Genomic DNA, 23,577 nt, shown 5'->3' with positions numbered 1-23,577 from the left:
CGGGGTGCAGTTCCGGTATTTGTACTCACGGCAATGGTAGGACTTTATCTGATTGCTTGCGGAATCATGCTGACACATTTTCAAATACGTCCTGACATAGAGTTTCTACCGGCTACAGTAGTTACTCTCAGCAGTTTATTGGCAGCTTTTGTCCTGCTACTGGTGATGTTAGTGCGTTTTCGTGATCAACTGGGCAAATGGATCGGATTCATTTGCCTTCTCTGTTCGGCAGGGACAATCCTAGAGATGTTCACTGGATGGGTAATCACACTGCTTGCTGTCGTGGTTTTCCTGACCCAAATGGCTCACTATTGGCTTACTGTCCGACGTGTTCCTGCAATTACGGTCAACGACGCTATCTAGGGATTCTGGCTAACCAGCGGGTGTTGCTGCACAGTCTCGGTAGCGCTAGTTGGTGTGACTTTGTGGATTGTGGCATAATAGACCCTTGGTTTTTCCGGTTCACCCTAAGCCTCCGCCGCGGGACCCGGAGCCTTTATACCCAAGGAGTAATCATGAAACAGGGAATCCACCCCGAATACGTATTGACCGAGGTCACCTGCACCTGCGGAAACAGCTTTACCACTCACTCCACCCTGACTTCCGGTCAGATGCGTGTGGATGTGTGCTCGGCTTGCCACCCGTTCTATACCGGCAAGCAAAAGATTCTTGACACCGGTGGTCGTGTGGCTCGCTTCGAGGCTCGCTACGCCAAGTTTAACGATGCCAAGAAGAAAGCTGCAGATAAAGCTAAGAAAGACGCCGCAAAGGCTTCTGCCGCTGCAGCGGAATAGCAAAACTTTGGCACCGGTCGGTACATTTTACCGACCGGTGTCTTTTATTTGCCAGGGACTTCCCTGGTATTTTCCCCGTACTCACCTCGATTTTGAAAGCGAACTGAAAGGTCCGAAATGAGCGACTTTCCTGAAGAATTTGCCGGTGTGGAAGCCCTGCTGGAGGAGTATCACCAGCTTGAGGTGCAGATGAGCGACCCGGACCTGCATTCCAACCAGGCTCATGCCCGCAAGGTCGGTCGCCGTTACGCGGAACTGAGCCGTGTCAACACCGTGGTGCAGAGCTGGTTGCAGGCGCGTGACGACTTGGAAGCCGGGCGCGAAATGGCAGGCGAGGACCCGGACTTTGCGGCGGAAATCCCCGGTCTTGAAGCCGCTTTTGAGCAATCCAACGCTGATTTGATTGAGGCTCTGACCCCGCGGGATCCTGACGATGCCCGTGACGTGATTATGGAAATCAAAGCCGGTGAGGGCGGCGAGGAATCTGCCCTGTTTGCTGGTGATTTGATGCGGATGTACCAGCATTACGCCGAAAAGATGGGCTGGACGGTACAGGTGCTGGGCTTGACTGAATCCGACCTTGGTGGAGTCAAAGACGCTTCGATTGCGTTCAAAGCGAAAGGCAACCCCTCCCCGGAGGAAGGCGTGTGGGCACACCTGAAGTACGAGGGCGGGGTGCACCGGGTCCAGCGCGTGCCGGTCACCGAGTCCCAGGGGCGCATCCACACTTCGGCAGCAGGCGTGTTGGTCATGCCGGAGGCTGAGGAAACCGGAGACATCGAGATTGACCCTAATGACCTGCGCATTGACGTGTACCGTTCCTCAGGACCGGGGGGTCAGTCCGTGAACACCACCGACTCGGCGGTGCGCATCACCCACCTGCCCACCGGAATCGTGGTGTCGATGCAAAACGAAAAGTCCCAGCTGCAAAACAAAGAAGCGGGGATGCGGGTGCTGCGTTCCCGCCTGATGCAGTTGGAGGCAGAGAAGCGCGAGGCTGAAGCGGCTGAGGCGCGCGCCTCCCAGGTCCGCACCGTGGACCGCTCCGAGCGAATCCGCACCTACAACTTCCCGGAAAACCGCATCGCTGACCACCGCACCGGCTACAAGGCTTACAACCTGGACCAGGTGCTCAACGGCGACCTGGCTCCGGTCATCCAATCCGCTATTGATGCCGACGAAGCCGCCCGCCTGGCGGCAGTGGGCAAGTCCGCCCACTAACCACCCCGGCTCAAACCTCCCCATAGTGCCGGTCTGTCAGACCTGGCAATCCAGGCGAAACAGCAGGTTTGACGCCCGTGGATTCGCCGCATAGGTGTGTATTTCCCCAGACGGCGGAAGGAATTCGATGCAGATACCCCAGCATGCGGCAGCGCGGTCGGCGCTCAATGACGCGGCTTTCGTGTTGAGCGAGGCCGGAATCAACAATGCTCCCGGTGAAGCGCGCCTACTGCTGGAGCACGTGTTGGGTCACCGACCCGGCTACGGCGAGCGCTTGGACGGTGCTACCTGGCAACGGTTCTTTGAGCTGGTCGGACAGCGCGCCACCAGGGTCCCGTTGCAGCACGTCATGGGGATAATGTACTTTCGCCACCTGACTCTGCACGCTCGTCCCGGAGTGTTTGTGGTGCGTCCCGAGACGGAGTGGGTCGCACAAGGGGCCATCGACGCGGCAGCGGATTGGGTGCGGCAAGGGGTGGCTCCGCGGGTACTGGACCTCGGCTGCGGTTCTGGGGCGCTGGGATTGTCTATCGCCTCCGAAGTTCACCAGTCGGTGCTGACCTGCGTGGACGTGTCAGAAGCGGCGGTGGAATTGACGGCGGAAAACGCCCGGTTTACCGGGGTAGCGGCGCGGGTCCTGCTCACTGACGCTACCGACCCGCAAACGCTACGCAACGCCCTTGTGCAAGCCGAAATCCCACCACAATTCCACGTTATCGCCACTAACCCGCCCTACGTGGTCGACCCGGTCACGCAACCCGAAGCCGCTCAAGACCCGCAGTTGGCACTCTATGGCGGGGGCACTGACGGTCTGGAGCGGCCACGGGCATTTTTGGCTGCTGCCGTCGCTGTCGCACTGCCGGGAGCCACCATCGTGATGGAACACGCCGAGTCGCAAGGTGAAGCCTTGGTGAAAGCTGCCGAAGCACTCGGACTCAGGGGCGCGCAAACCCGGTGTGACCTGGCAGGACGCCCTCGTTTCTTGCAAGCTATGGCGTGAAGGCTGAGGGCTGGTCAGGGTTAAATCAGGGATATCCCTGATGGCGAGTGAACCGGGATCCGGGATAATCTGGGACTGTCTCCTCCTGAGGGTTGAGAGCGGCGTATCCGGGCACCGGTAAAGTCTCCTACTTCGGACTGATTTTCCTGGTAACGACGCTTTTGACAGGACAAAATCGTCCCTCGGAGTTTATAGTTTTTCAAAAGCGTTTTTGATAATAAGGAGTTATTGTGAGCGACGAACCTGTGATCACTCCCGTCGATGACCCGACTGTCACCCCTGTCACTGCCGTGGCGGGAGAGGGTTCGGCAAAGTCCTCGAAATCCCTGATTAAGGACAAGAAAAAGCTGAAATTCGGCAAGAAAAAATCAAGCAAGAAAAAGAAAATCATTATCGGGGTGAGCGTGGTGGCAGTCTTGGTTGTCGCCGGGCTGGTTGTTCCGCCGTTGCTGGGGATAGGGGCGCCCAAGTACGACCCGACCGCCGTTTATCGCGGGGACGTCGCTACCGTTACGAAAGACGACGTGACCAAGAGCCTCAGCATGACCGGCACGCTGAAAAGCGCCAAGAGCATGACCCTGTTTTCGTCGTTGAACTCGAAAGTACAGACGCTCAACGTAAAGCCAGGGGACCGCGTGAGTCGGGGGCAGTTTTTAGCGCAGCTGGACAGCTCTGAGGCCATGTCCCAGCTGTCCAGTCAGCAGTCCCAGCTAAACGAGAGTCGCGTCACCCAGCAAAACAGCATTGACGAGGCTGCGCAAAATTACCAAAACGCCAAAAGTGCCTTGGACCAGGGCTTGAACCAGGATATTCGCGGGGCACAGACCGCCCTGCACGAAGCGCAGAACGAATATGTGAAAGCATCCCGCGCTTATGACCAGATGAAGCAGGAAAAGGATAACCGCACCCTGCAAGCTTTGCTGGACCAGGAAAATGCTTTGCGTTCTGCAAATCAAGAAGCTGAAAACGCCAAAATGGAAGCGAACCGGGCTGGGGCCGCGGTGGCAGATGCGAAAACGCAGCGCGATATTGCGGCTATTGAAAGGGACTCCGCTAAGGACGATTTAGCACTAGCGAGGAAAGAACTAGAGCGAATTAAGAAGGACCCGACACTGAAAGCTGATCCGAATAAGCTCGCTGAGCTAATCGAGGCAACCAAGCAACGTATCGCTGAACTGATGTCGGAGGTCGACGCGAAGGACCAAAACGCCGATGCTACCGAGAAAGCCGTCAAGGACGCGTGGTCCCAGCAGGCTCAAGCCAAGCAAAACGCCAACCACGCCAGCGAAAACTTGGGCATGGCACGGCGCCAATTCCGCGCTGCGCTGCGCCAGATTGACTCCCAAATCGCCGATGCGGGCGAAGCGGTCGCCAAGGCGCAAACCGGCGTCTCTGACGCCAAAGTCGCCCTGGACTCTGCCAAAATCCATGCCGCCCAGGAAGTGAACTCAAATCTGCGGGCATTGCGGGCAGCGCAAGCCACTGCCGGCTCGGGCATGGCAGAAGGTCAGAGCGCCATCCAAAAGCTGCGGGCAGACATTAGCTCGGCGCACGTGACGTCCCCGATGGCAGGCATTGTGACCTCCGTAACCGCCAAGGTCGGTGCCGCGCCGGAAGGCTCCCTGATGACGGTGGAAGACGATCAAAATATGGTCATTGAAACCCAGATTAAAGAATCCGGGGTCGCCAAGCTCAACGTGGGTAACCAGGTCACTTTTACCACCCCCGCCACCGGAGACAAGGAATTCACGGGGACCGTGGCATTTATCTCTCCGGCAGCCGTCGACCAGACCGCCGCGCCGTCCGGTCCGGGTGCTGACCAGGGTGTTAACAGCGGGAGCGGGAGTGGAAATACTTCGGTTATGTTCCCGGTGCAGATTACGGTGACGGGCGATTTACAGGGCTTGCGCCTGGGTTCTACTGCCAAGGTTAAGGCGATTATCGCCGGGCAAAAGAACGCTTTGACCGTGCCAAAAGGTGCCCTCATTGACTCTGCCACCCCGGTAGATGGTCAGGACTCGCACTCTCCCAAAGCTCCCGTTTCGGGAGGAATGATGGCGCCGGGGACGTCTGCTGATGATGGTCCAAAGTCCGTGCTGGTGGTCGAAAACCCTGACTCAGAACAGCCGAAGATTCGTGAAGTCCAGGTAGAAGTCCTGGTGGAAGGTAACGGCATGGCAGCAATCAAGGGCAAAGGCATCAAAGACGGCACATCCGTGCTGGATAACGCCATGAACTATCTCGACTTGATTGGAGAAACTGGTCACTACGTCGACACTCCACAGACAATGGAGCAGACAGATGGAGCGATGGGATGATGAGCCTGCCGGTAGGTCATGCTGAGGGTCAGGTGATTGCGCCAGCGTCCCCTCCCGCGCTCGCTCCGCAGGGTGCTGGTCCGTCTGGGACAGCAACAGTGCAGCCGGTCATCCAGTTGAGCGACATTTACAAGGGGTTCTTTCTGGGTACCGACCACGAGCTAACTGTGTTGAAGGGTGTAAACCTGGCAATTTATCCGGGAGAGTTCGTGTCCATCGTGGGGTCCTCCGGTTCGGGCAAGTCCACCCTGATGAACATTATCGGACTGCTGGATCGACCCACTTCGGGGCGTTACCTGTTGGGAGATGTGGATATTTCCGAAGCTGACGATAACGAAGCCGCGTTGATACGCTCGCTTTCCATCGGGTTCGTGTTTCAAAACTTTAACCTGGTGGGACGTACCGATGCGTTAAAGAACGTAGAACTGCCCATGATGTATGCCGGAGTAGGGCGTGCTCAGCGGCGTGAACGGGCGCTGAAACTGTTGGAACTGGTCGGCATGAGCGAACGGATTCACCATCAGCCCAGCGAGTTGTCCGGCGGGCAAAAGCAGCGGGTGGCGATTGCGCGCGCGATGGCCAATGACCCGGACATTATTTTGGCAGATGAGCCGACTGGGGCTTTGGACACCGCCACAGGTTTGATGGTCATGGACCTGTTCCACCGGCTGCACCGCGAGCAGGGTAAAACCATCGTGTTGATTACCCACAACCCCGAGCTTGCCGAGCAAACTCAGCGCATCTTTACCATGGTGGACGGCGTGCTGGGCGAGGGCGTGTCGGCCAAAGGAGGCGCTCAATGACTTTCGGAGAAAACGTGCGCCTAGCCCTGGCGGGACTGTGGGCGAACAAGATGCGAGCCATTCTGACTCTGCTGGGTATCATCATCGGGATTGCTTCCGTGGTGGCGATTCTCACTATCTCTCGCGGGGTGACCAGCGCGGTGACGGACTCGTTGGGTTCTCTGGGAGGGCAGGATATGTACCTCTCGGTGGATACCAAAGAAAACATCGCCAAGAATAAATCTCACGAAGATTCGCCTGGTACGGAAGATGACGGCAGCATGCCCGCAGAGCCTGATGAAGAGGACGAGGACATGTCCGGGAATGACGGTACCAGCTCGGCTGGTGCGGATAGCGACGGCGACGACCAATATCTGACTCCGGAAATCCTGGACCAGATCCGTGAGGAGTTTTCCGATCAAATCAAAGGTATCAGCGTGCAAGGTGCGGGTGGCTACGGCACTGCTACGGGCACGGGCGGAGACGTGGACGCGGATGTGCAAACCACCAACCAAGATTTCCTCATCGGGTCAAACATGGAACTGGTCGCCGGTCGCGGTTTTGAAGACAGTGAAGTGGACAGTGCGGACACGGTGGCAGTCATCACTGACGAAATAGCGAAAAAACTGTTCGGGGGAGCGGCGCAAAACGCCGTGGGCCAGAGTTTCGAGTTCGACAGCGACGAGTCCCAAACGACTTTCCAAGTCATCGGAGTCGTCCGACAGGTGCAAATGAAAGGAGCTGCCGGCGCCCTCCTCGGCGGTGGCGGAGGGGCGAGTGGAACGACCTTTTATATCCCCTACACCCTGGAAGAGGAAGTTACCGGCACCAAAGAACCCGGTTTTAACTGGGCGACCGTGCGTCCGGTTCCCGGTACTGATGCGAAGGCTTTGAAACACGATTTGCAGGAGTTCTTGGATAAAACCTGGGCTGACTCCGAGTATGGAGTGCAAATTGATTCTATGGATTCAATGATGGATCAGGTTAAGAAAGTCTTTTCCACTATCGCTATGGGGCTGTCGGTGATTGCGGGTCTGAGTTTGCTGGTCGGCGGTATTGGGGTGATGAACATCATGCTGGTGTCGGTCACTGAACGTACCAGGGAGATAGGCATTCGCAAAGCCCTGGGGGCGACCCAGTGGAATATCCGGCTACAGTTCCTGGTTGAAGCCATGATGGTGTGTCTGTTGGGAGGTCTTCTCGGAGTGGCGTTTGGTGGTCTCGCGGGATATTTGGGAGCTAACGCGATGGGTAATCCCGCGATTCCACCCCTGGGTGGAGTGCTGTTCTCGCTGGCGTTCTCGCTTGGTATCGGGATTTTCTTCGGTTACTATCCAGCGTCCAAAGCTGCCAAACTCGACCCTATCGAGGCGCTGCGTTACGAGTAGTCGGAGTCTCGTCGACCTGATCCAAAACAATCCTCGGCTCGTAAACCTACCTGTGTGCGGGAAAAATTCCGGCATGATAGTGGCATGTACGAAAGACGCTTTGTGTTTGACCTCGAACAGGACGATGAAGAAATCATCGCCGAGATTGTGCGTCGTGCCGAGACTATCTTGGGACCCCAGGAGCGGATTACGTTCCCGGTGGGGGCGCATCTGACTGAGGAAGGTCAGCCAGTTCGCAGCATTATCCTGGCGCTATCGGGCAGTATCGCGCTGGAACGTTCCTCGGCGAGCGGGGACTTACTGATGCACCACGCTTCGACCGGGCGCATCATCGGGATGCTATCCTCCGGGGAAGAAATCGGCGCGTTCTTTACTGCCGTGGTGACCGAAGAAGTCGTGGGAATTGAACTGACACTCGATGAAATGAACATGATTATCGCCGGGGACTCACGAGTGTCGCTGCTGGTGGCAGCCCTGTTTATGCGCACTTATGACCGCCGGTTGCGGCGTGCCGAAAACCTCCACATTGAGTCGGCAGTGCTGGCAGACCAACTGGCAGTGCAGCGGGCAAATTTGGCAAAGGCCCTGGAAATACTCCGCGAAACCAGGGAGGAAATGGCTGCTCAAGCCCGGTTTGCTTCACTGGGCGAGTTGGCGGCGGGAGTGGCGCACGAACTCAACAATCCGGTGGCAGCGATTCGCCGCGCCGCAGATTACATTCATGAGGATATGCGTATGTTGCTGTCGACCTGCCCGGACCCGACTTGGCGCGACCTGGCTCTGGAGTCCCTGGAAAATGCGGAGGATGCCCCGTTCTTGTCCACCAAGGAAACGCGGGCGCGCAAACGCGAGCTGTTGGCAATCCTCGGAGACGCGAGCCTGGTGGAACGCCTGTCCGTGGCGGGAGTCTACAGCACCGACTTGGCGCGCAACCTCGCCAGAGACCTGCAAGCCGACCCGGACGCGGATCTGGGAGCTTTGGAACAAGCTGCTGCCATCGGCACCAGTCTGCGCAACCTGCGTACCGCCTCGGGACGCATCATTGACCTGGTCGCCTCGCTGCGCTCTTATGCCCGTCCCGATGGGGATCCGGTACAAAACGTCGACATCAACTCCGGGCTGCAGGACACGCTGCGCCTGTTGTCGCATCGCTTAGACAAAATCGACCTCAGCGTGGACTATGGTGAACTGCCGAGGATTTCTTGCCATCCCGGTCAGCTCGACGAAGTGTGGACGAACTTGATTACCAACGCGGTAGAGGCCATGTCCGGCGAGGCTTCTGCCGCTAGCGACGCGGTCGGCAAGCGCCCCACCAATCGAGACGAACTGGCGGGAATAATTGGTCAGCTGACCATCGCGACCAGAGCCCGTGGCGACCAAATCGTCGTGACTTTCCGCGACACCGGATCGGGTATCGCGGCTGACGTCATCGAACACATTTTTGAGCCGCATTTTTCCACCAAGGGCGGCGAAGTGCGGTTTGGAATGGGCATTGGTCTGGGGTTGTGCCGCTCGATTGTGGAAAATCACGGCGGGACCATCCGCCTGGAAAACGTCTCCCACCCGAGGGGCACCCTGGCCACCGTGGAATTGCCAATCGCGGGGACTCCCGTCTCGCTTTAGATTCACCAGCCAAGTCGGGCAGGTTTGCGTGGCTCGTCAGTTCTCGTTTTCTGACGTTTAGGGCAAATTTGTCCAAACTTCACGACGGGATGAAAGAATAGGAGCATCCCCAATGAAGGAGAAACCATGAAACTCGCCATCCTAATTCTTGAAGATGAACCGGAAGTTCGTGCCGCCGTGACTCGTGACCTGCTGGGATTTGCGGACACTTTACGCATTGAGCCGGCGGAGGATGTGCCCGATGCCTGGGAGGTTATCGACGAAATCTCTGACGATGGTGATGTCCTGGCATTGGCGCTGTGCGATCATCGGTTGCCCGGCACGACCGGTATCGAGTTCATGGGCCAGATGATGTCTGACGAACGCACCCAGTTGACCCGCAAAGTCCTGGTGACCGGTCAGGCTGACCTGGCTGACACCGTGCGCGCGGTGAACGAAGCTGGGCTCGATCAGTACGTGGCGAAACCGTGGAAACCCGAGGAGCTGCAAGACGTGGTGCGCACCATGTTGACTGATTACGTAGAGTTGGCGGGCATTGATCCGGTGCCCTATCTCTCAGCCCTGGATTCGGCGCGGGCAACGGAGTTAACCAAATGGCTCAACCGCCCGGAATAGCCGATTGCTGAGCACGTGGGGTGACAGCGCAATAGGTTAGCGCTTCGGGCGCTTTGGCTTATTGCGCGCTACTGCGGAGCTGCACCGGGTATTTGATTTGGTGCCTCGGTCACAAGGGTGGTGGGACTGTCTGTTCCGGTGGTGTCAGCTTGGTCGACCGGGGGACTAAAATCGGCTCTATGAAAATAATTGATGCTCTGACCGGTCCCATTACCCAGACTGACTTGGCAGTGATTGACGCAGCGGTGAAACGTGACGAGCTGCTGGTCATGCCGACCGATACGGTTTATGGAATAGCTTCGGTGCCGTTCGCGCCCGTGGCGGTGTCGCGTTTGCAAAATGCCAAAGGTCGGGGCGAGGATTTTCCTCCGCCGGTGTTGGTTTCCGGTCCGGCAGCACTGGAGGATTTAATGGCGCCGGAACCGCAGGCTAGCGCGAGTCAGCGGCGCGCCGCCCGCTTGCTCGCAGAGCGCTTTTGGCCCGGTGCTTTGACCATAATCGTGACTGCCAACCCGGCTTTGGGCTGGGACCTGGGTCAGACTCACGGGACGATTGCGTTGCGCCAGCCCGACCACCCTCGTGCCCTCGAAATACTGCGTTATACCGGTCCGCTGGCGGTTACGTCTGCCAACCTGCATACGCGACCTCCCGCTACCGATATTGCCGCCGCCACGAACTATTTTGGGGAACGGGTCAGCGTTTACGTGGATGCTGGCGTGTCTCCCTCTGGGCATCCATCCACCATTGTCAGTTTGACACAGGATTCCCCGCGCTTGCTGCGTCAGGGCGATATTCCGCTGTCGGACATCCTCGCCGCCCTGGTCTGATGGCTCCCCTGCGTTTATATAGTGGGATATGGGCAGTAGCTGCCATTATTGGCAGCTGCAGCCCATATCCCACCTTTTATTTAAAACAAACACGAATCCCGCGCCACTAACCCGCTAAACTAAAGCCCGTATGAAGTTTTACCTGTTGATATTCCTGATTGCGGTCGCGGTGACGTACCTGACGGTTCCGCTGGTACGCCAGTTTGCCCTGGCTACCGGGACTTTAGCGCCGGTGCGGGAACGTGACGTCCACGAATTTCCCACCCCGCGTCTGGGCGGTGTAGCCATGGGCGCGGGTTTCCTCACGGCGTTAGCTATCGCTTCGCATACTCCATTCTTGGCAGACGCAGCTAGCTTTCATAACATCAAAGGTTTGGCAGTGGGAGTCGTCCTGATTGTGATTTTGGGTATCATCGACGACATCTGGGATTTGGATTGGTACACGAAGCTGGCAGGGCAAATCCTGGTGGCAGGATTGATGTCCTGGTTGGGCATCCAGCTGACGTCTTTCCCGATTTTCGGTCTAACCATCGGTTCGTCCCGCCTGTCCTTGCTGGTCACAGTGCTGGTAGTGGTGGCTGCAATCAACGCGGTGAACTTCGTGGATGGCTTGGACGGCTTAGCCTCCGGCATGATGGCAATTAGCGCCACCGGCTTGTTCATCTATTCCTATACTTTGACGCGCACGCTCGGTGCTGCGTCGTATGCCTCTTTGGCTTCGACGGTGGCAGCGGCGCTGGCAGGAATCTGCCTGGGATTTTTGGCGCACAACTTTTCCCCCGCCTCCATATTTATGGGCGATACCGGCGCGATGCTGCTGGGCTTACTGACCGTGGCTTCTGCCATCATTGTCACCGGTCAGATTGACCCGGCAGTAGTTTATTTCCGCCAGGCTTTTCCGTCCTTCCTGCCCATAGTTTTGCCCCTGGCAGTGTTGGCAATCCCGATAATTGATATGGTCACCGCAGTGATACGGCGGCTGTATCATCACCAGTCGCCCTTCCAAGCCGATGCTGGTCACCTGCACCATCGCCTTTCCCACGCCGGGCGCTCGCGGGTGCGCGCCGTGCTGGTCATGTATCTGTGGACGGCAGTGTTTTCCCTGGGGGCAGCGTCTCTGACTCTGCTGCGGATGCGCTACGTGTTGGTGGTCATGTTGGTGGCGTCCTTGCTGTCGATGGTGGCGACGATTGAGATTCTGCCCGCTTGGCGCGAAGGCGTACACCGCTGGTTCAACCCGAAATATCGTCAGCCCCACGGTCCGGAACACGCCCTGTACCATGACTCCGCCCTTTCTGATAGCGTGAAGTCGTGAACGAAACGACTCCTTTGTCAGTACCAACTGACGCTTTTCACGCGGCTTCGGTGGGGGCGGGAACGCGCCGGGCAGTGAAGTTTTCATTGCTTGCGATTTCCCTAGCGGTGGTGGCAGTGTTGCTGGTCGCGGCGGGCTTAGCCGCGTGGCTGGTGGGGGCGGCGGGGCTGCGTTCCATTGGTTTATGTGCCGTCGTAGGCGCGGGTCTGGTGGCGGTGACGTTTGCCACACACCTGTTTACGCTGAATCATCCCGACTTGATGATGGCAGGCATGGGCGGGGATTTCGTCTTAAAAGTAGTTGTCATTTTGGTGGCTGTGGGGGTGGCGCGGAAATTGCCGGGGCTGGATGCTGAAACCATCTTTTTCACCCTGCTGGCAATGATTTTGGTGCAAGCCATCGTCTTCCCGGTGGCGCTGACCAAAGCGCGGGTGCCCCTGTTGGACTCGGTCGTGACCTCGTCACAATCTGAAACGGTCGAGGAAAACCCGTCTAGATAGAACAAAAGTGTGTTTTTCGCCACATCTTGTTAAGAGGTGGGTTAATCACGGCTGATTTTCGTGGTAACGTTATTAGGCGAACTCGTGAATTCGGACTCAAAGGAGAACAATGGGAGTGCAGTTGACGCTCATGTCGGCATTGGTGCCGAATTTGGTTCCCGCTACAGATGACTCGTTCCATGCCCCCACCATTATGGACTTGTTCCCCCCGGTAGTTGCTTTCGCCGGAACGCCTTTTACTATTGACCGCGTCATGATGATTCGTCTCATCATGACCCTGCTGCTGGTGTTGTGCCTGGTGCTGTATGCCACGCGAGCCAAGCTCATTCCGGGACGTGCCCAGTACATGCTGGAGTTTGGCTTTAAATTCTGCCAAGAGAGCATTGCTGAGGAAGTCATCGGTAAGGAAATCGGGCGTAAATACACCCCGATTATCACGACCGTATTCTTCTCGGTGCTGTTCATGAACATTGCGGGTATTATTCCTGGCTTTAACCTGGCGGGTTCCGCAAAACCGGGCTTTCCGCTGCTGTTGGCAGTGTTTGCCTGGTTTGTTTTCATTTATGCCGGAATTCGCGAGACCGGTGTGGGTCATTTCTTTAAGTCCTCGCTATTCCCGCCGGGCGTGCCGTGGCCGCTGTATCTCCTGCTGACCCCAATTGAGGCGATTTCCACCTTTATCATTCGCCCGTTTACTCTGTTCGTCCGTTTGTTGGCAAACATGATTGCCGGTCACTTCTTGCTAGCTTTGACTCTGAGCGCCACGAACTATTTCCTCTTTGCGCATCTCTCGGCGCTATCCCCGATAGGGATTCTGACTTTTGCGGCAGCTTTCGCGTTTACCCTGTTTGAAATCCTGGTGGCTTTCCTACAGGCGTACATTTTCGCGATTCTGACCGCGGTGTATGTGAACCTCTCCGTACACGCACATTAGAAAAACAATAGGCTTCTCACGCCAACCGGCATGAGAATAACAACAAATAAGGAAAGAAAACATGACTGGAAGTGCACTTGTTCTCGCAACCATCGGCTATGGTCTGGCCGCCATTGGACCTGGCATCGGCTTGGGCATTCTGATTGGTCACACTCAGGACGCTATTGCCCGCCAGCCGGAACTGTCCGGAAAGCTCACCACTAACATGTTCATCGGTATCGCCTTCGTCGAAGCCTTGGCTTTGATTGGTTTGGTAACGGGCTTCCTGTTCCGGTAAGGAGCACGTATGTTAGGCACTTTGGTATCACTAGTAGCTAAGGCGGGCGATACCCCGAACCCTATGCTGCCAGAGACTTACGACATCGTTTGGTCGGCAATTATCTTCCTGGTCATCTTGGTGGTGGTTGTGAAGGTCGCTCTGCCGAAGTACAACGGACTGGTGCAGGAACGCGCTGACAAGCTCCAAGAGGGTTTGGACGCTACGGCAAAGGCACAGGCGGACTCGGCAGCCGCGGCGCAGCGGATTGAATCTGAACTGCGTGACGCAAAGGAAGAAGCCGCCCAGATTCGCAACAAAGCCAATGCGCAAGCGGAGGACATCGTGTCCCGCGCTACGGAACGTGCTGATCAAGAAGCCAAGCGCATTATCGAGCAAGCTCAGCGCCAGATTGCTGCTGAGCGGGCGGCAGCGGAAGCCTCCCTGCGTCAGGACGTGGGCGATTTGGCTACCCAGCTCGCGGAAAAGATTGTGGGCGAACAGCTGAAGGATGAAGCCCTGAGCTCTCGCGTCGTGGATCGTTTCCTCGACGAACTCGAAGCTCAGCCGGTGGCTTAAAGATAGAGAAGGTAAGGGAAGTCAATGAGAGCCTCGTCGGTAAGGACCTTGGCCGCTATGGTCATGGCTGTCGATAAGACCTTGGGAAAAGCCACGACCAAGACTGGTCCCGCGGTCGCCGAGGAATACTTTGCCCTGTCTGAACTGCTGGAAAACAATATCCGCCTGGCACGTAACCTGTCCGACCCGGCGCGTACCACTGCTGACAAGCAAGAACTGGCACGCACCATCTTGGGTTCGAAACTTTCGGACCCGGCTCTGGCAGGAGTGCTGGCACTCGCTGCTGGACGCTGGTCCAGCGAGCTTGACTTGCAAGAGTCCTGCCGGTTGCTGGCAAACCACGTGTTGCTGAAAACTGCCCAGGATGATGGGCAGCTAGAAGATGTCGAACGCGACATCTTTGCGATGAGCCAGGTAGTATCCCAGAACCGTGATTTGCGTAACTTCTTGACAGACAATCATCGCGCCTCCCTGGATCAGCGTCTGGAGACTTTCAACTCGCTGGTCGGTGAGGGGGTCAAGCCTCTGGCATTGCGCCTGGTAAACGCGGTGATTGCCAAAGCGGCTCCCGGTCGGCTCACTGCTGACCTGCGGGCTTTGCTGGATTCGGCAGCGCGGTTGCGGCAGCGGGGGATAGCGACGGTTTACACCGCTACGCCGTTGAGCGACACCCAAAAGTCCCGGCTCATTCAGTTGCTGTCCACTCGTACCGGCGAACAGGTCGAGGTCAACGTAGTGGTAGACCCGAAGCTGGTGGGCGGCATCAAGATTGTGCAGGGTGACACGGTGATGGATGGCGCGGTCAAGTCTCGCGCCGAGCAGTTCCGGCGCAAGCTGGCAAGCTAGAACGAAACGAAAATATGACCGATAGGGCAAGTCCCTATGGAACGACAACAGAAGGAATGCTGATGGCTGAGCTATCAATAAGTCCCCAGGACATTAAGAACGCCCTGGACAAGTTTGTGGATGCGTATGAACCATCCGCCGCAACTGCGGAGGAAATCGGCTACGTGACCGAAACTGCTGACGGCATTGCCCACATCGAGGGCTTGCCCGGCACTATGGCCAACGAGCTGCTGCGCTTCCAAGACGGCACCCTGGGTCTGGCAATGAACCTGGACGAACGCGAGATTGGCGCTATCGTCCTGGGTGATTTCACGGGGATTGAGGAAGGTCAAGAGGTCTACCGTACGGGTGACGTGCTCTCCGTGCCGGTGGGTGATGGTTACCTGGGGCGCGTGGTTGACCCGCTGGGCAATCCGATTGATGGTCTGGGTGAAATCAAGGACTTGGGTGAGCGCCGTGCTCTGGAATTGCAGGCTCCCGGCGTGATGATGCGCCGTTCCGTGTTTGAGCCGCTCCAGACCGGTCTGAAAGCCATCGACTCCATGATTCCGATTGGGCGTGGGCAGCGCGAGTTGATTATTGGCGACCGCCAGACCGGCAAGACCGCCATCGCCATCGACACGATTTTGAACCAGCGTGATAACTGGAAGTCGGGCGACCCCAACAAGCAGGTGCGTTGCATCTACGTGGCGGTCGGTCAAAAAGGCTCCACGATTGCTTCTGTCAAGGGCGCGCTGGAAGACGCTGGGGCGATGGAGTACACCACCATCGTGGCATCCCCCGCTTCGGATGCGGCAGGTTTCAAGTACCTGGCTCCCTACACCGGTTCGGCTATCGGTCAGCATTGGATGTACCAGGGCAAGCACGTGTTGATTGTGTTTGATGACCTGTCCAAGCAAGCTGAGGCATACCGTGCGGTGTCGCTGTTGCTGCGCCGTCCGCCGGGGCGCGAGGCTTACCCCGGTGACGTGTTCTACTTGCACTCTCGTTTGCTGGAACGCTGTGCGAAGCTGTCCGACGAGTTGGGTGGCGGTTCGATGACCGGTCTGCCGATTATCGAAACGAAAGCGAACGACGTGTCCGCTTACATTCCGACCAACGTGATTTCCATCACCGACGGGCAGATTTTCCTCCAGTCCGACCTGTTCAACGCGAACCAGCGTCCGGCGGTGGACGTAGGTATCTCGGTGTCCCGTGTGGGTGGCGACGCCCAGATTAAGGCTATGAAAAAGGTCGCTGGTACCTTGAAGCTGACCTTGGCGCAGTACCGTTCGATGGCGGCTTTCGCCATGCTGGCTTCTGACTTGGACGCCACGACTCGCAAGCAGCTGACCCGCGGTGAGCGGCTGATGGAGCTGCTCAAGCAGCCCCAGTACACGCCTTATCCCGTCGAGGAACAGGTCTGCTCCATCTGGGCAGGCACCAACGGTTACCTGGACGACATCGCTACCGACAAGGTGCTTCAGTTCGAAAAGGACTGGTTGGATTACCTGCGTAACGAAGGCACCATCCTGGCTGAAATTCGGGAAAAGGGTGCGTGGCCGGATGAACTGGTGGCGCGTTTGGAAACTGCCGTCAAGGATTTCCGCAAGTCTTACGACCTGGTTCCCCAGGCTAACTTGGATGCCGCTGCAGGCGATGCTGAGGCAGAGCAATCCGAGGAACAGATAGTTGCCAAGCGCTAATAGGGATGTTCCCACGGGAGCAACTCGATTAGCAACGAAGTAACCGAACAGAACGTAGGGGAAGGGCAAAGTGTCAGGTTCGCAAAGGGCTCTCAAGCAGAGGATCAGGTCTACTGAGACTCTGCAAAAGATTTTCCGGGCTATGGAGATGATTGCCGCCTCCCGTGTCGGCAAGGCTCGTGCCGGGGCGGAATCCATCACCACTTATGACTCGGCTATCGCAGCAGCAGTCGCGGCGGTGTCTGCCCACGCCAAACTCGATCATCCGCTGATTACCGAACGCACCGACACCAATCGGGTGGCAGTTTTAGCGGTCACTTCCGACCGTGGCATGGCGGGGGCATATTCCGCGTCTATCCTGCGGGAGACGGAGCGCCTGTTGGAGCGTTTGCGCGAGGAAGGCAAAGACCCGGTGGTCTATGTCTCGGGTCGCCGTGGCTTGTCCTACTTCAACTTCCGTGGCATGGAAGTGCGCCGGGCATGGACCGGGGACTCGGACAAGCCGACGGAGGAACGGACGATGGAAATCGCCAAGACGCTTCTGGCGGCGTTCCTCAAGTCGCCCGAGGCGGGTGGCGTGTCCGAGCTGTACATGGTGTACACCAAGTTCCGTTCGATGGTTTCCCAAGTGCCTCAGGTGCGCAAGATGCTGCCGATTAAGGTCATCGACCCCGACGAAGCTATCCAGATTGATGGTATGGGGTTGGGCGAGGGGACCGACAAATCCGTCATGCCCCTGTATGACTTTGAGCCCAGTGCCGAGGAAGTCCTTGAGACGGTCATGCCGCTGTATGTAGAATCGCGGATTCGTACCGCCTTGCTGCACGCTGCTGCTGCTGAGCTTGCCAGCCGTCAAAACGCTATGCACGCCGCGACCGATAACGCATCCAACCTGATTAACACCTTGACTTTGGACATGAACAAGGCCCGTCAGGCCGACATCACCACCGAGATTACGGAAATTGTGTCCGGTGCTGATGCGCTCCAAGATTCTAAGAAATAACCGATTACCAAACGCCGATTAGAGGAAACGAAAATGAGTGAGAAAACCCCAGGAACCGGTCGTATCTCCCGGGTTATTGGCCCGGTCGTGGACGTGGAGTTCCCCCCGGATCAACTGCCTGAGATGTACAACGCTTTGACTGTGGAGTACACGGGCATGGGCAGCACCGAAGCTGGACAGACCCAGACCATGACGATGGAGGTGGCTCAGCACTTGGGTGATAACATCGTCCGCTCCATCGCCCTGAAGCCTACTGACGGTTTGGTGCGTGGAGCCAAGGTCGTGGATACCGGCGCTCCGATTTCGGTGCCGGTGGGCGACATCACCAAGGGGCACGTCTTTAACGTGATTGGCGAATGCTTGAACCTGAAAGAAGGCGAAACCCTGGAGGTCAAGGATCGCTGGTCCATCCACCGCACCCCTCCGGCTTTCGACAAGTTGGAGTCCAAGACTCAAATGTTCGAGACCGGCATTAAGGTAATCGACTTGCTGACCCCCTACGTGCAGGGTGGCAAGATTGGTCTGTTCGGTGGCGCCGGTGTGGGCAAGACCGTGTTGATTCAAGAGATGATTCAGCGTGTGGCTCAGGATCACGGCGGTGTGTCCGTGTTCGCCGGCGTGGGCGAGCGTACTCGTGAGGGTAACGACTTGATTCACGAGATGGCAGACGCGGGCGTCTTGGACAAGACCGCGATGGTGTTCGGTCAGATGGACGAGCCGCCGGGGACGCGTCTGCGCGTGGCACTGTCCGGCTTGACGATGGCGGAATACTTCCGTGACGTGCAAAACCAGGACGTGCTGCTGTTTATCGACAACATTTTCCGTTTCACCCAGGCCGGTTCCGAGGTATCTACCCTGCTGGGTCGGATGCCTTCCGCCGTGGGCTACCAGCCTAACCTGGCAGACGAAATGGGTCAGCTCCAAGAGCGGATTACCTCCGCGGGCGGTCACTCGATTACCTCGCTGCAGGCCATCTACGTGCCGGCTGACGACTACACCGACCCGGCCCCGGCGACCACGTTCGCGCACCTGGACGCGACCACGAACCTGTCTCGTGACATCGCGTCGCGTGGTCTGTACCCGGCGGTGGACCCGCTGGCGTCGACCTCGCGTATCCTTGATCCGCGCTATGTCGGCAAGGAACACTACGAGGTCGCGACCCAGGTCAAACAGATTCTGCAAAAGAACAAGGAACTGCAAGACATTATCGCTATCCTCGGTGTGGACGAGCTCTCCGAAGAGGACAAGGTCACTGTGGCGCGCGCACGTCGCATCGAGCAGTTCCTGTCCCAGAACACCTACATGGCAGAAAAGTTCACCGGCGTGCCCGGCTCGACCGTGCCGATGAGCGAGACCATCGAGGCGTTCAAGCGGATTTGCGAAGGCAAGTATGACCATATTCCGGAACAGGCGTTCTTTAACATTGGTGGCATCGAGGATCTCGAAGCGGCCTGGGCGAAACTGCAAAAGGATATGTGATAAACCATGGCAGACACGCTGAAAGTGGCGGTGGTAGACCGCTCGCGCACCCTGTATCAGGGAGAAGCGTCCCAGGTCATCATGCCTGCCGCAGACGGTGACCTGGGGGTTTTGCCAGGTCACCAGCCGCTGTTGGTCGTGCTGCGGGCAGGTCAGGTACGCGTGGACGCACCGGGCTCGACCGGAAAAGCGGGTTCGCATGAATTCCCGGTCGAAGCTGGGTTTGCCTCGGTGGATAATGACACCGTCACCGTGGTGCTGGAACGCAACTTGGCTGACAGCTCTGCGGAATCGACCCCTGCAGTGGCAGGATAATGTGCAACTTACACGAATGAGTCTGATTGGGATATGATGTCCCATAAGGCTATTCGCTTTCTCCGCGGATTTCTCGGAGATGGCAGTGGCGGGTTCGTCTTTCGAGACGCCCGCCATTTGCAAATTGACCTGATTAGGTTTGGATGTTTTGGCACTTAATGTGAGGAGGAGCTCATGGGTATGTCGACCAGTTTTATGCTGACTGGACTGCTCCTGATGCTGTTCCTGATATGCGCGCTGGCGATTTATTTCCTAGCGCGCTTGCGTTTTAAAGCTCAAAATAATGGCTCTTTTAATGTGGCGTGGCGGGCTCATACCGGTGATCCGTGGCGGGCTGGGGTGTGCCATTATTCCGAGGATTTCCTGAAGTGGTATCGGGTTATTTCCCTGCGTTGGGGCTCAAATCGCCGTTGGGAACGCGCGGATTTTGAGATTTTAGAAGCAGCGATAGATACAGAGCCGGGGTCAGACTTTGCCCTGGCTATTTTGCATTGCCGCGCGCCGCGTCAGGGATTTTCCGAGCCGGACGATTTTTGGCTGGCGATGAATGAACATGATTATTCCGGCTTGGTTAGCTGGAAAGAATCTGCTCCGCCGCGCACCCAGATGGTTTACTGAGTTTCCTGGTTCGCGCGCTTCGGTTAGGCTTGCTGTATGCGCCTGGTCATAGCGGATTGTGAAGTCAATTACTCGGGGCGTTTGGACGCGCATTTGGCAGCGGCGAAACGCCTGTTGATGGTCAAAGCCGACGGTTCTGTGTTGATTCACAGCGACGGCGGTTCTTACAAGCCCCTGAATTGGATGAGTCCACCCTGCCAGCTGCACATTGAGCCGGAAGACCCCGATTCCCCGCAGGGTCCGCAGACGTGGCGGGTGCAAGCCAAATCCGGGGACGCCCTGCTGATTAATATCTCGACGGTTTATCAAGACATCGTCTGCGATTTGGGGGTCGATCCGGGGCTGGAAAAGGACGGGGTCGAGGCGCATCTGCAAAAGCTGCTGGCAGAACAGGTCGCGGTGCGGTTGGGCGAGGGCTGGACTTTGGTGCGCCGGGAATGGCCGACTCCTATTGGTCCGGTTGACCTGCTGGTTCGTGATGCACAAGGGCGTCCGGTGGCGGTAGAGGTGAAACGTCGCGGCGAAATTGATGGGGTGGAACAGTTGACTCGCTACCTGGATTTGCTGGGGCGACAGGCTGACCTGGAGGGAATTACCGGGATTTTTGCTGCCCAAGAGATTAAACCTCAGGCGCGTACGCTGGCTACAGACCGGGGGATTCGCTGCGTCTTGCTGGATTACGATGACATGCGCGGCTTGGATTTTGATGCCGAGAATCGGCTGTTTTAAACCTCGGGGAACCTGCCTCTGACGCTGCCGACCCCCGAAAGATTACCGCAATTCGCGACGCCCCCCACTTGTGCCAGAGGACGACGTGATTGCACGAGCCTGACCGGAGTGTCGGCGCCACGGGGGCTTCAATATCCCCCGGTGGTGCCGGAGCCCCAACAGTAAGTGTGCCAGTGGCGGCGCGCCCCCACACCCGTGTCCACCCCAAAAGGAGCGGTCAGCGGCCACGCCACAATGTGCGGACTAGTGGCGTCGACCGGGTGCCCACAACCGGGGCAGACGTATGACTTCTGACCGGCACTGCCACTGAGACGCTGAACGTGGTATTCCCGTCCGGCGCGCGTCACGACTCGGGGTACACTGGCGAGACGCTGCATGTCCAAGGGACGATAGGGCTGACCGTGACGTTTGGATTTTCGCTGACTGGGCACTGCTGATCCGATTAATTCTTGGGTACGGAAGCCACCAGAGCGCCGCGACGATACACTGCCAGCGGATAGAGGTTCTCGTCCGTGACCAGCAAATCCGCGCGTTTACCAGGGGTAATTTCACCGATGTTGGTCTGTCCCAAAATGCGGGCGCCCTGTACAGAAGCGCAGTACACCGCGTCGGTCAGCGGGATTCCCGCGCCTTTCCACGCCCGGCGCACGATGTCTACCAAGTGCAGGTTGGGCTCGCCCTCGGCGGAGTCTGGTTCGCTAAAGGGCATGCCGGTGTCGGCGGTAGCGTTGCTGACAAACACCACCGAATCGCGTCCGACCAGCTCAAACACATTGCGTACGGCGCTGGGATCGACGTGTTGCCCGTCCGCAATCAGCTCCAGAATGCAGCCCCCTCCGGCGGCATCTGCCAGCAGCTCCAACACCGGACCGGGATGGCGATGATGGAAAGGCTGCATCCCATTAAAGAAGTGCGTGACTATGTATCGAGGACAGCGCAGTTTTTCCGCGGGAGTCAGCCCCAGCTTTTCTCGGGTCCACGCCGCAGCCCCGCGGATAAACTCAGCCGAGGCGACCGTGTGTCCAAAAGCGGGGACCGCCCCATTTTCGATTAAAACTTCTGCCACCGAGCCGGAACCGATGGCGCGTTTGCCTTCGGGTGCCAGCGTCATCGACACCGTGTGCCCGCGGGTGGTAATCATCAGCTCACGGGTCAGCGCGGGGTTTGGTGGCTGTACTTGCGCGAAATCTTGCGAACCGAGGACGGCACGAGCCCGGTCCTCGCGTTCCTGGGCGGTGAGCCCTTCCCCCGGAATGGCATCGGCGGGGGAGTCTCCGGGCAACATCCCGGTCACGCCCAGGCGTCCCGATGCGAGGAACGGACCTTCAAAGTGGATTCCGTCCAGCTCCCCGGCGTCACACAGGTCTGCCAGCATCTGTCCCTGGCGACGCAGGTCTTCTGGGGAAGCCGTAGAGAGTGAACCAACCAGGGTGGTGGTGCCGTGAACCCGATGTTCCCACACGGCAGTCATCATGGCTTCGACCGTGGTGGCAGTAGGAAAGGCGCTGCCGCCACCTCCGTGGCAGTGCGTATCGACCAGTCCGGGCAATATGTAGCGTCCGTCTGTTGGGGAAGGCGCTGCCACCACCTCAGCACCGTAACCTGCTGCTTGCGCCTGGGGCGCTTCTCCCATCCACACTATAGATTCCCCGTCGACGATGACGGCTCCATCAACGATTATGGAAGACGGCGTGACGATGCGTCCGCGTACTGCAAAAGGTTCACTCATGTTCCGATTATCGCATTTTTGCGTTGTTTCAAAGTAATATGTGACCCCGTGTCCTGTCTGTCGCCAGCGGGAGCGACTCCGGTGAGTGCCGGTGGGTTGCTGTTGGCGGAGTTGGCAGGTGGGGCAAAACCATTCGGGTTTACCCGGTATCAGAGGAAATCCTTTAAGATAAAACCATGCTGAACATGATTGCCCGCGACATTATCCCCGGACCAATTGGTCCGACGGTGGTGCTGCTGCACGCTTTCCCGATGGATCACCAGATGTGGTTGCCGACTGCGGATCGTTTGGGTGGGGTGCCACTGCTGATGGTGGATGCGCCCGGATTCGGTCAAACTCCTCCGATGATGGACACCCCCTCGCTTGATGTATTTGCGGATGAAATCGTGGCAAACTTGGGCAAGTTCGGCATCGAGCGCATCATTCCGGTGGGCAATTCGCTGGGGGGCTGTGTGGCTTTGGCGATTTTGGAGCGCCACCCTGACGTGGTGGCTGGTCTGGGTCTGATTGGTACGCGGGCAGACGCGGATACGGTCAGTGAAAAAGCCGACCGTTTTGAAAACCTCATCACCATGCTGGCAGGGGACCGCGCGAGCCTGCTGACCCCACAGATTGAATCTCAGTTCACCGCTTCGACTCGCCGGTCGCGTCCCGAAGTCGTCTCTCAGGCAGTGCAGTGGTCCGAGGAAGCCTCTAACGAGGGAATTTCTTGGGCGCAGCGGGCAATGGCGGCCCGTCCGGATCGGATTGCACTGTTGGAGAGTTTTGACAAGCCGGTCTTGGTCATGCGCGGTGAGGAAGACCCGGTCATTTCCCCGGAGTGCGCCGCCGCGACGGCACAAGCTGCCCGCACGGAAGTCGTGGAAGTCCACGAGACTTCACACCTGGTGCCGATTGAAAATCCTGGCGCCGTCTCGCGTCGTTTGATGGCGCTCTATCCCCAGTGCATGTAAACCGTCCCCAAACGCACCCGCTCGCGGTCACCGCCCTTGTGAACGAACGCCCTGGTGAAGCCTGATAG

At 57.8% G+C, this 23,577-nt stretch carries 23 protein-coding genes and 1 pseudogene; 22 read left to right on the top strand and 2 right to left on the bottom strand.

The features are described 5' to 3' along the window. Positions 1 to 515: 515 nt before the first annotated feature. The 21 genes and pseudogenes from rpmE to nucS all read left to right on the top strand — a co-directional run. A pseudogene (rpmE, locus tag HMPREF0576_RS05915) lies at positions 516 to 716 on the top strand (50S ribosomal protein L31); the annotation flags it as partial. A 195-nt stretch (positions 717 to 911) separates the two neighbouring features. Next, on the top strand, positions 912 to 2,015 hold the full coding sequence (gene prfA / locus HMPREF0576_RS05910; protein ID WP_004011119.1) for a peptide chain release factor 1: 1,104 nt from the start codon (positions 912 to 914) through the stop codon (positions 2,013 to 2,015). A 127-nt stretch (positions 2,016 to 2,142) separates the two neighbouring features. After that, complete coding sequence (locus tag HMPREF0576_RS05905) at positions 2,143 to 3,015, top strand: N5-glutamine methyltransferase family protein (RefSeq protein ID WP_004011118.1); 873 nt, start codon at positions 2,143 to 2,145, stop codon at positions 3,013 to 3,015. Positions 3,016 to 3,245: 230 nt separating this feature from the next. Then, positions 3,246 to 5,333, top strand: coding sequence for an efflux RND transporter periplasmic adaptor subunit (locus HMPREF0576_RS05900; protein WP_004011116.1), 2,088 nt, complete (start codon positions 3,246 to 3,248; stop codon positions 5,331 to 5,333). Beyond that, a complete protein-coding gene (locus tag HMPREF0576_RS05895) occupies positions 5,330 to 6,136 on the top strand; it encodes an ABC transporter ATP-binding protein (RefSeq protein WP_004011115.1) in 807 nt (268 codons plus the stop codon). The genes HMPREF0576_RS05900 and HMPREF0576_RS05895 overlap by 4 nt, the downstream gene beginning before the upstream one ends. Further along, positions 6,133 to 7,503, top strand: coding sequence for an ABC transporter permease (locus tag HMPREF0576_RS05890; protein ID WP_004011114.1), 1,371 nt, complete (start codon positions 6,133 to 6,135; stop codon positions 7,501 to 7,503). Before HMPREF0576_RS05895 ends, HMPREF0576_RS05890 begins: the two co-directional genes overlap by 4 nt. Before the next feature lie 84 nt (positions 7,504 to 7,587). Continuing rightward, positions 7,588 to 9,126 carry an ATP-binding protein gene (locus HMPREF0576_RS05885; protein WP_004011113.1) on the top strand — a complete coding sequence of 513 codons (1,539 nt, stop codon included), beginning with the start codon at positions 7,588 to 7,590 and terminating at the stop codon, positions 9,124 to 9,126. A gap of 126 nt (positions 9,127 to 9,252) precedes the next feature. Then, a complete protein-coding gene (locus tag HMPREF0576_RS05880) occupies positions 9,253 to 9,741 on the top strand; it encodes a response regulator (RefSeq protein ID WP_004011112.1) in 489 nt (162 codons plus the stop codon). A gap of 179 nt (positions 9,742 to 9,920) precedes the next feature. Further along, positions 9,921 to 10,568, top strand: a complete 648-nt coding sequence (locus HMPREF0576_RS05875; protein ID WP_004011111.1) for an L-threonylcarbamoyladenylate synthase — start codon at positions 9,921 to 9,923, stop codon at positions 10,566 to 10,568. Positions 10,569 to 10,698: 130 nt separating this feature from the next. Next, on the top strand, positions 10,699 to 11,883 hold the full coding sequence (locus HMPREF0576_RS05870) for an MraY family glycosyltransferase (RefSeq protein ID WP_004011110.1): 1,185 nt from the start codon (positions 10,699 to 10,701) through the stop codon (positions 11,881 to 11,883). Next, positions 11,880 to 12,383 (top strand): Cg1360 family ATP-synthase-associated protein, encoded by a 504-nt coding sequence (locus HMPREF0576_RS05865; RefSeq protein WP_004011109.1) that lies wholly within the window; start codon positions 11,880 to 11,882, stop codon positions 12,381 to 12,383. The genes HMPREF0576_RS05870 and HMPREF0576_RS05865 overlap by 4 nt, the downstream gene beginning before the upstream one ends. 109 nt (positions 12,384 to 12,492) lie before the next feature. Continuing rightward, positions 12,493 to 13,317: a F0F1 ATP synthase subunit A gene (gene atpB / locus HMPREF0576_RS05860; RefSeq protein WP_004011108.1), complete on the top strand. Its 825-nt coding sequence runs from the start codon at positions 12,493 to 12,495 to the stop codon at positions 13,315 to 13,317. Between the two features lie 61 nt (positions 13,318 to 13,378). Then, a complete protein-coding gene (gene atpE / locus HMPREF0576_RS05855) occupies positions 13,379 to 13,594 on the top strand; it encodes an ATP synthase F0 subunit C (protein WP_004007339.1) in 216 nt (71 codons plus the stop codon). A gap of 9 nt (positions 13,595 to 13,603) precedes the next feature. Next, complete coding sequence (locus HMPREF0576_RS05850) at positions 13,604 to 14,152, top strand: F0F1 ATP synthase subunit B (protein ID WP_004009036.1); 549 nt, start codon at positions 13,604 to 13,606, stop codon at positions 14,150 to 14,152. A gap of 24 nt (positions 14,153 to 14,176) precedes the next feature. Then, positions 14,177 to 14,998 carry a F0F1 ATP synthase subunit delta gene (locus HMPREF0576_RS05845; RefSeq protein ID WP_115306602.1) on the top strand — a complete coding sequence of 274 codons (822 nt, stop codon included), beginning with the start codon at positions 14,177 to 14,179 and terminating at the stop codon, positions 14,996 to 14,998. Positions 14,999 to 15,060: 62 nt separating this feature from the next. Next, positions 15,061 to 16,683, top strand: coding sequence for a F0F1 ATP synthase subunit alpha (gene atpA, locus HMPREF0576_RS05840; RefSeq protein ID WP_036324579.1), 1,623 nt, complete (start codon positions 15,061 to 15,063; stop codon positions 16,681 to 16,683). 70 nt (positions 16,684 to 16,753) lie between these two features. Then, positions 16,754 to 17,686 (top strand): F0F1 ATP synthase subunit gamma, encoded by a 933-nt coding sequence (locus tag HMPREF0576_RS05835; RefSeq protein ID WP_004009039.1) that lies wholly within the window; start codon positions 16,754 to 16,756, stop codon positions 17,684 to 17,686. Between the two features lie 33 nt (positions 17,687 to 17,719). Next, on the top strand, positions 17,720 to 19,165 hold the full coding sequence (gene atpD, locus HMPREF0576_RS05830) for a F0F1 ATP synthase subunit beta (protein ID WP_004007334.1): 1,446 nt from the start codon (positions 17,720 to 17,722) through the stop codon (positions 19,163 to 19,165). Positions 19,166 to 19,171: 6 nt separating this feature from the next. Then, positions 19,172 to 19,480 carry a F0F1 ATP synthase subunit epsilon gene (locus tag HMPREF0576_RS05825; protein WP_004011106.1) on the top strand — a complete coding sequence of 103 codons (309 nt, stop codon included), beginning with the start codon at positions 19,172 to 19,174 and terminating at the stop codon, positions 19,478 to 19,480. A gap of 180 nt (positions 19,481 to 19,660) precedes the next feature. Beyond that, complete coding sequence (locus HMPREF0576_RS05820; RefSeq protein WP_236589683.1) at positions 19,661 to 20,098, top strand: DUF2550 domain-containing protein; 438 nt, start codon at positions 19,661 to 19,663, stop codon at positions 20,096 to 20,098. A 36-nt stretch (positions 20,099 to 20,134) separates the two neighbouring features. Further along, the gene (gene nucS, locus HMPREF0576_RS05815) at positions 20,135 to 20,827 is read left to right on the top strand and encodes an endonuclease NucS (RefSeq protein WP_004011104.1); all 693 of its coding nucleotides are present in this window, start codon (positions 20,135 to 20,137) and stop codon (positions 20,825 to 20,827) included. Between the two features lie 128 nt (positions 20,828 to 20,955). Here the strand turns inward: nucS and HMPREF0576_RS09210 are convergent, their stop codons facing one another. Then, positions 20,956 to 21,258, bottom strand: coding sequence for a hypothetical protein (locus tag HMPREF0576_RS09210; RefSeq protein ID WP_004011103.1), 303 nt, complete (start codon positions 21,256 to 21,258; stop codon positions 20,956 to 20,958). A gap of 11 nt (positions 21,259 to 21,269) precedes the next feature. Next, positions 21,270 to 22,556: an N-acetylglucosamine-6-phosphate deacetylase gene (locus HMPREF0576_RS05810; RefSeq protein WP_004011102.1), complete on the bottom strand. Its 1,287-nt coding sequence runs from the start codon at positions 22,554 to 22,556 to the stop codon at positions 21,270 to 21,272. Between the two features lie 176 nt (positions 22,557 to 22,732). Here HMPREF0576_RS05810 and HMPREF0576_RS05805 point away from each other — a divergent pair, with 176 nt between their 5' ends. Then, a complete protein-coding gene (locus HMPREF0576_RS05805) occupies positions 22,733 to 23,509 on the top strand; it encodes an alpha/beta fold hydrolase (RefSeq protein WP_004011101.1) in 777 nt (258 codons plus the stop codon). The last annotated feature ends 68 nt before the right edge of the window (positions 23,510 to 23,577 follow it).

This window comes from Mobiluncus holmesii ATCC 35242, assembly GCF_000185445.1.
In the GTDB taxonomy this organism is placed as follows: Bacteria; Actinomycetota; Actinomycetes; order Actinomycetales; family Actinomycetaceae; genus Mobiluncus; species Mobiluncus curtisii.
The sequence above is the reverse complement of the archived record's forward strand: the minus strand, read 5'-3'. Positions and strand labels throughout refer to the sequence as shown.

Excerpts from the sequence above, each read along its gene's own strand:
- prfA (WP_004011119.1), top strand. The coding sequence starts at position 912 with ATGAGCGACTTTCCTGAAGAATTTGCCGGTGTGGAAGCCCTGCTGGAG.
- HMPREF0576_RS05905 (WP_004011118.1), top strand. The coding sequence starts at position 2,143 with ATGCAGATACCCCAGCATGCGGCAGCGCGGTCGGCGCTCAATGACGCG.
- HMPREF0576_RS05895 (WP_004011115.1), top strand. The coding sequence starts at position 5,330 with ATGATGAGCCTGCCGGTAGGTCATGCTGAGGGTCAGGTGATTGCGCCA.
- HMPREF0576_RS05890 (WP_004011114.1), top strand. The coding sequence starts at position 6,133 with ATGACTTTCGGAGAAAACGTGCGCCTAGCCCTGGCGGGACTGTGGGCG.
- HMPREF0576_RS05885 (WP_004011113.1), top strand. The coding sequence starts at position 7,588 with ATGTACGAAAGACGCTTTGTGTTTGACCTCGAACAGGACGATGAAGAA.
- HMPREF0576_RS05880 (WP_004011112.1), top strand. The coding sequence starts at position 9,253 with ATGAAACTCGCCATCCTAATTCTTGAAGATGAACCGGAAGTTCGTGCC.
- HMPREF0576_RS05875 (WP_004011111.1), top strand. The coding sequence starts at position 9,921 with ATGAAAATAATTGATGCTCTGACCGGTCCCATTACCCAGACTGACTTG.
- HMPREF0576_RS05870 (WP_004011110.1), top strand. The coding sequence starts at position 10,699 with ATGAAGTTTTACCTGTTGATATTCCTGATTGCGGTCGCGGTGACGTAC.
- atpB (WP_004011108.1), top strand. The coding sequence starts at position 12,493 with ATGGGAGTGCAGTTGACGCTCATGTCGGCATTGGTGCCGAATTTGGTT.
- atpE (WP_004007339.1), top strand. The coding sequence starts at position 13,379 with ATGACTGGAAGTGCACTTGTTCTCGCAACCATCGGCTATGGTCTGGCC.
- HMPREF0576_RS05850 (WP_004009036.1), top strand. The coding sequence starts at position 13,604 with ATGTTAGGCACTTTGGTATCACTAGTAGCTAAGGCGGGCGATACCCCG.
- HMPREF0576_RS05845 (WP_115306602.1), top strand. The coding sequence starts at position 14,177 with ATGAGAGCCTCGTCGGTAAGGACCTTGGCCGCTATGGTCATGGCTGTC.
- atpA (WP_036324579.1), top strand. The coding sequence starts at position 15,061 with ATGGCTGAGCTATCAATAAGTCCCCAGGACATTAAGAACGCCCTGGAC.
- atpD (WP_004007334.1), top strand. The coding sequence starts at position 17,720 with ATGAGTGAGAAAACCCCAGGAACCGGTCGTATCTCCCGGGTTATTGGC.
- HMPREF0576_RS05825 (WP_004011106.1), top strand. The coding sequence starts at position 19,172 with ATGGCAGACACGCTGAAAGTGGCGGTGGTAGACCGCTCGCGCACCCTG.
- HMPREF0576_RS05820 (WP_236589683.1), top strand. The coding sequence starts at position 19,661 with ATGTCGACCAGTTTTATGCTGACTGGACTGCTCCTGATGCTGTTCCTG.
- nucS (WP_004011104.1), top strand. The coding sequence starts at position 20,135 with ATGCGCCTGGTCATAGCGGATTGTGAAGTCAATTACTCGGGGCGTTTG.
- HMPREF0576_RS05810 (WP_004011102.1), bottom strand. The coding sequence starts at position 22,556 with ATGAGTGAACCTTTTGCAGTACGCGGACGCATCGTCACGCCGTCTTCC.
- HMPREF0576_RS05805 (WP_004011101.1), top strand. The coding sequence starts at position 22,733 with ATGCTGAACATGATTGCCCGCGACATTATCCCCGGACCAATTGGTCCG.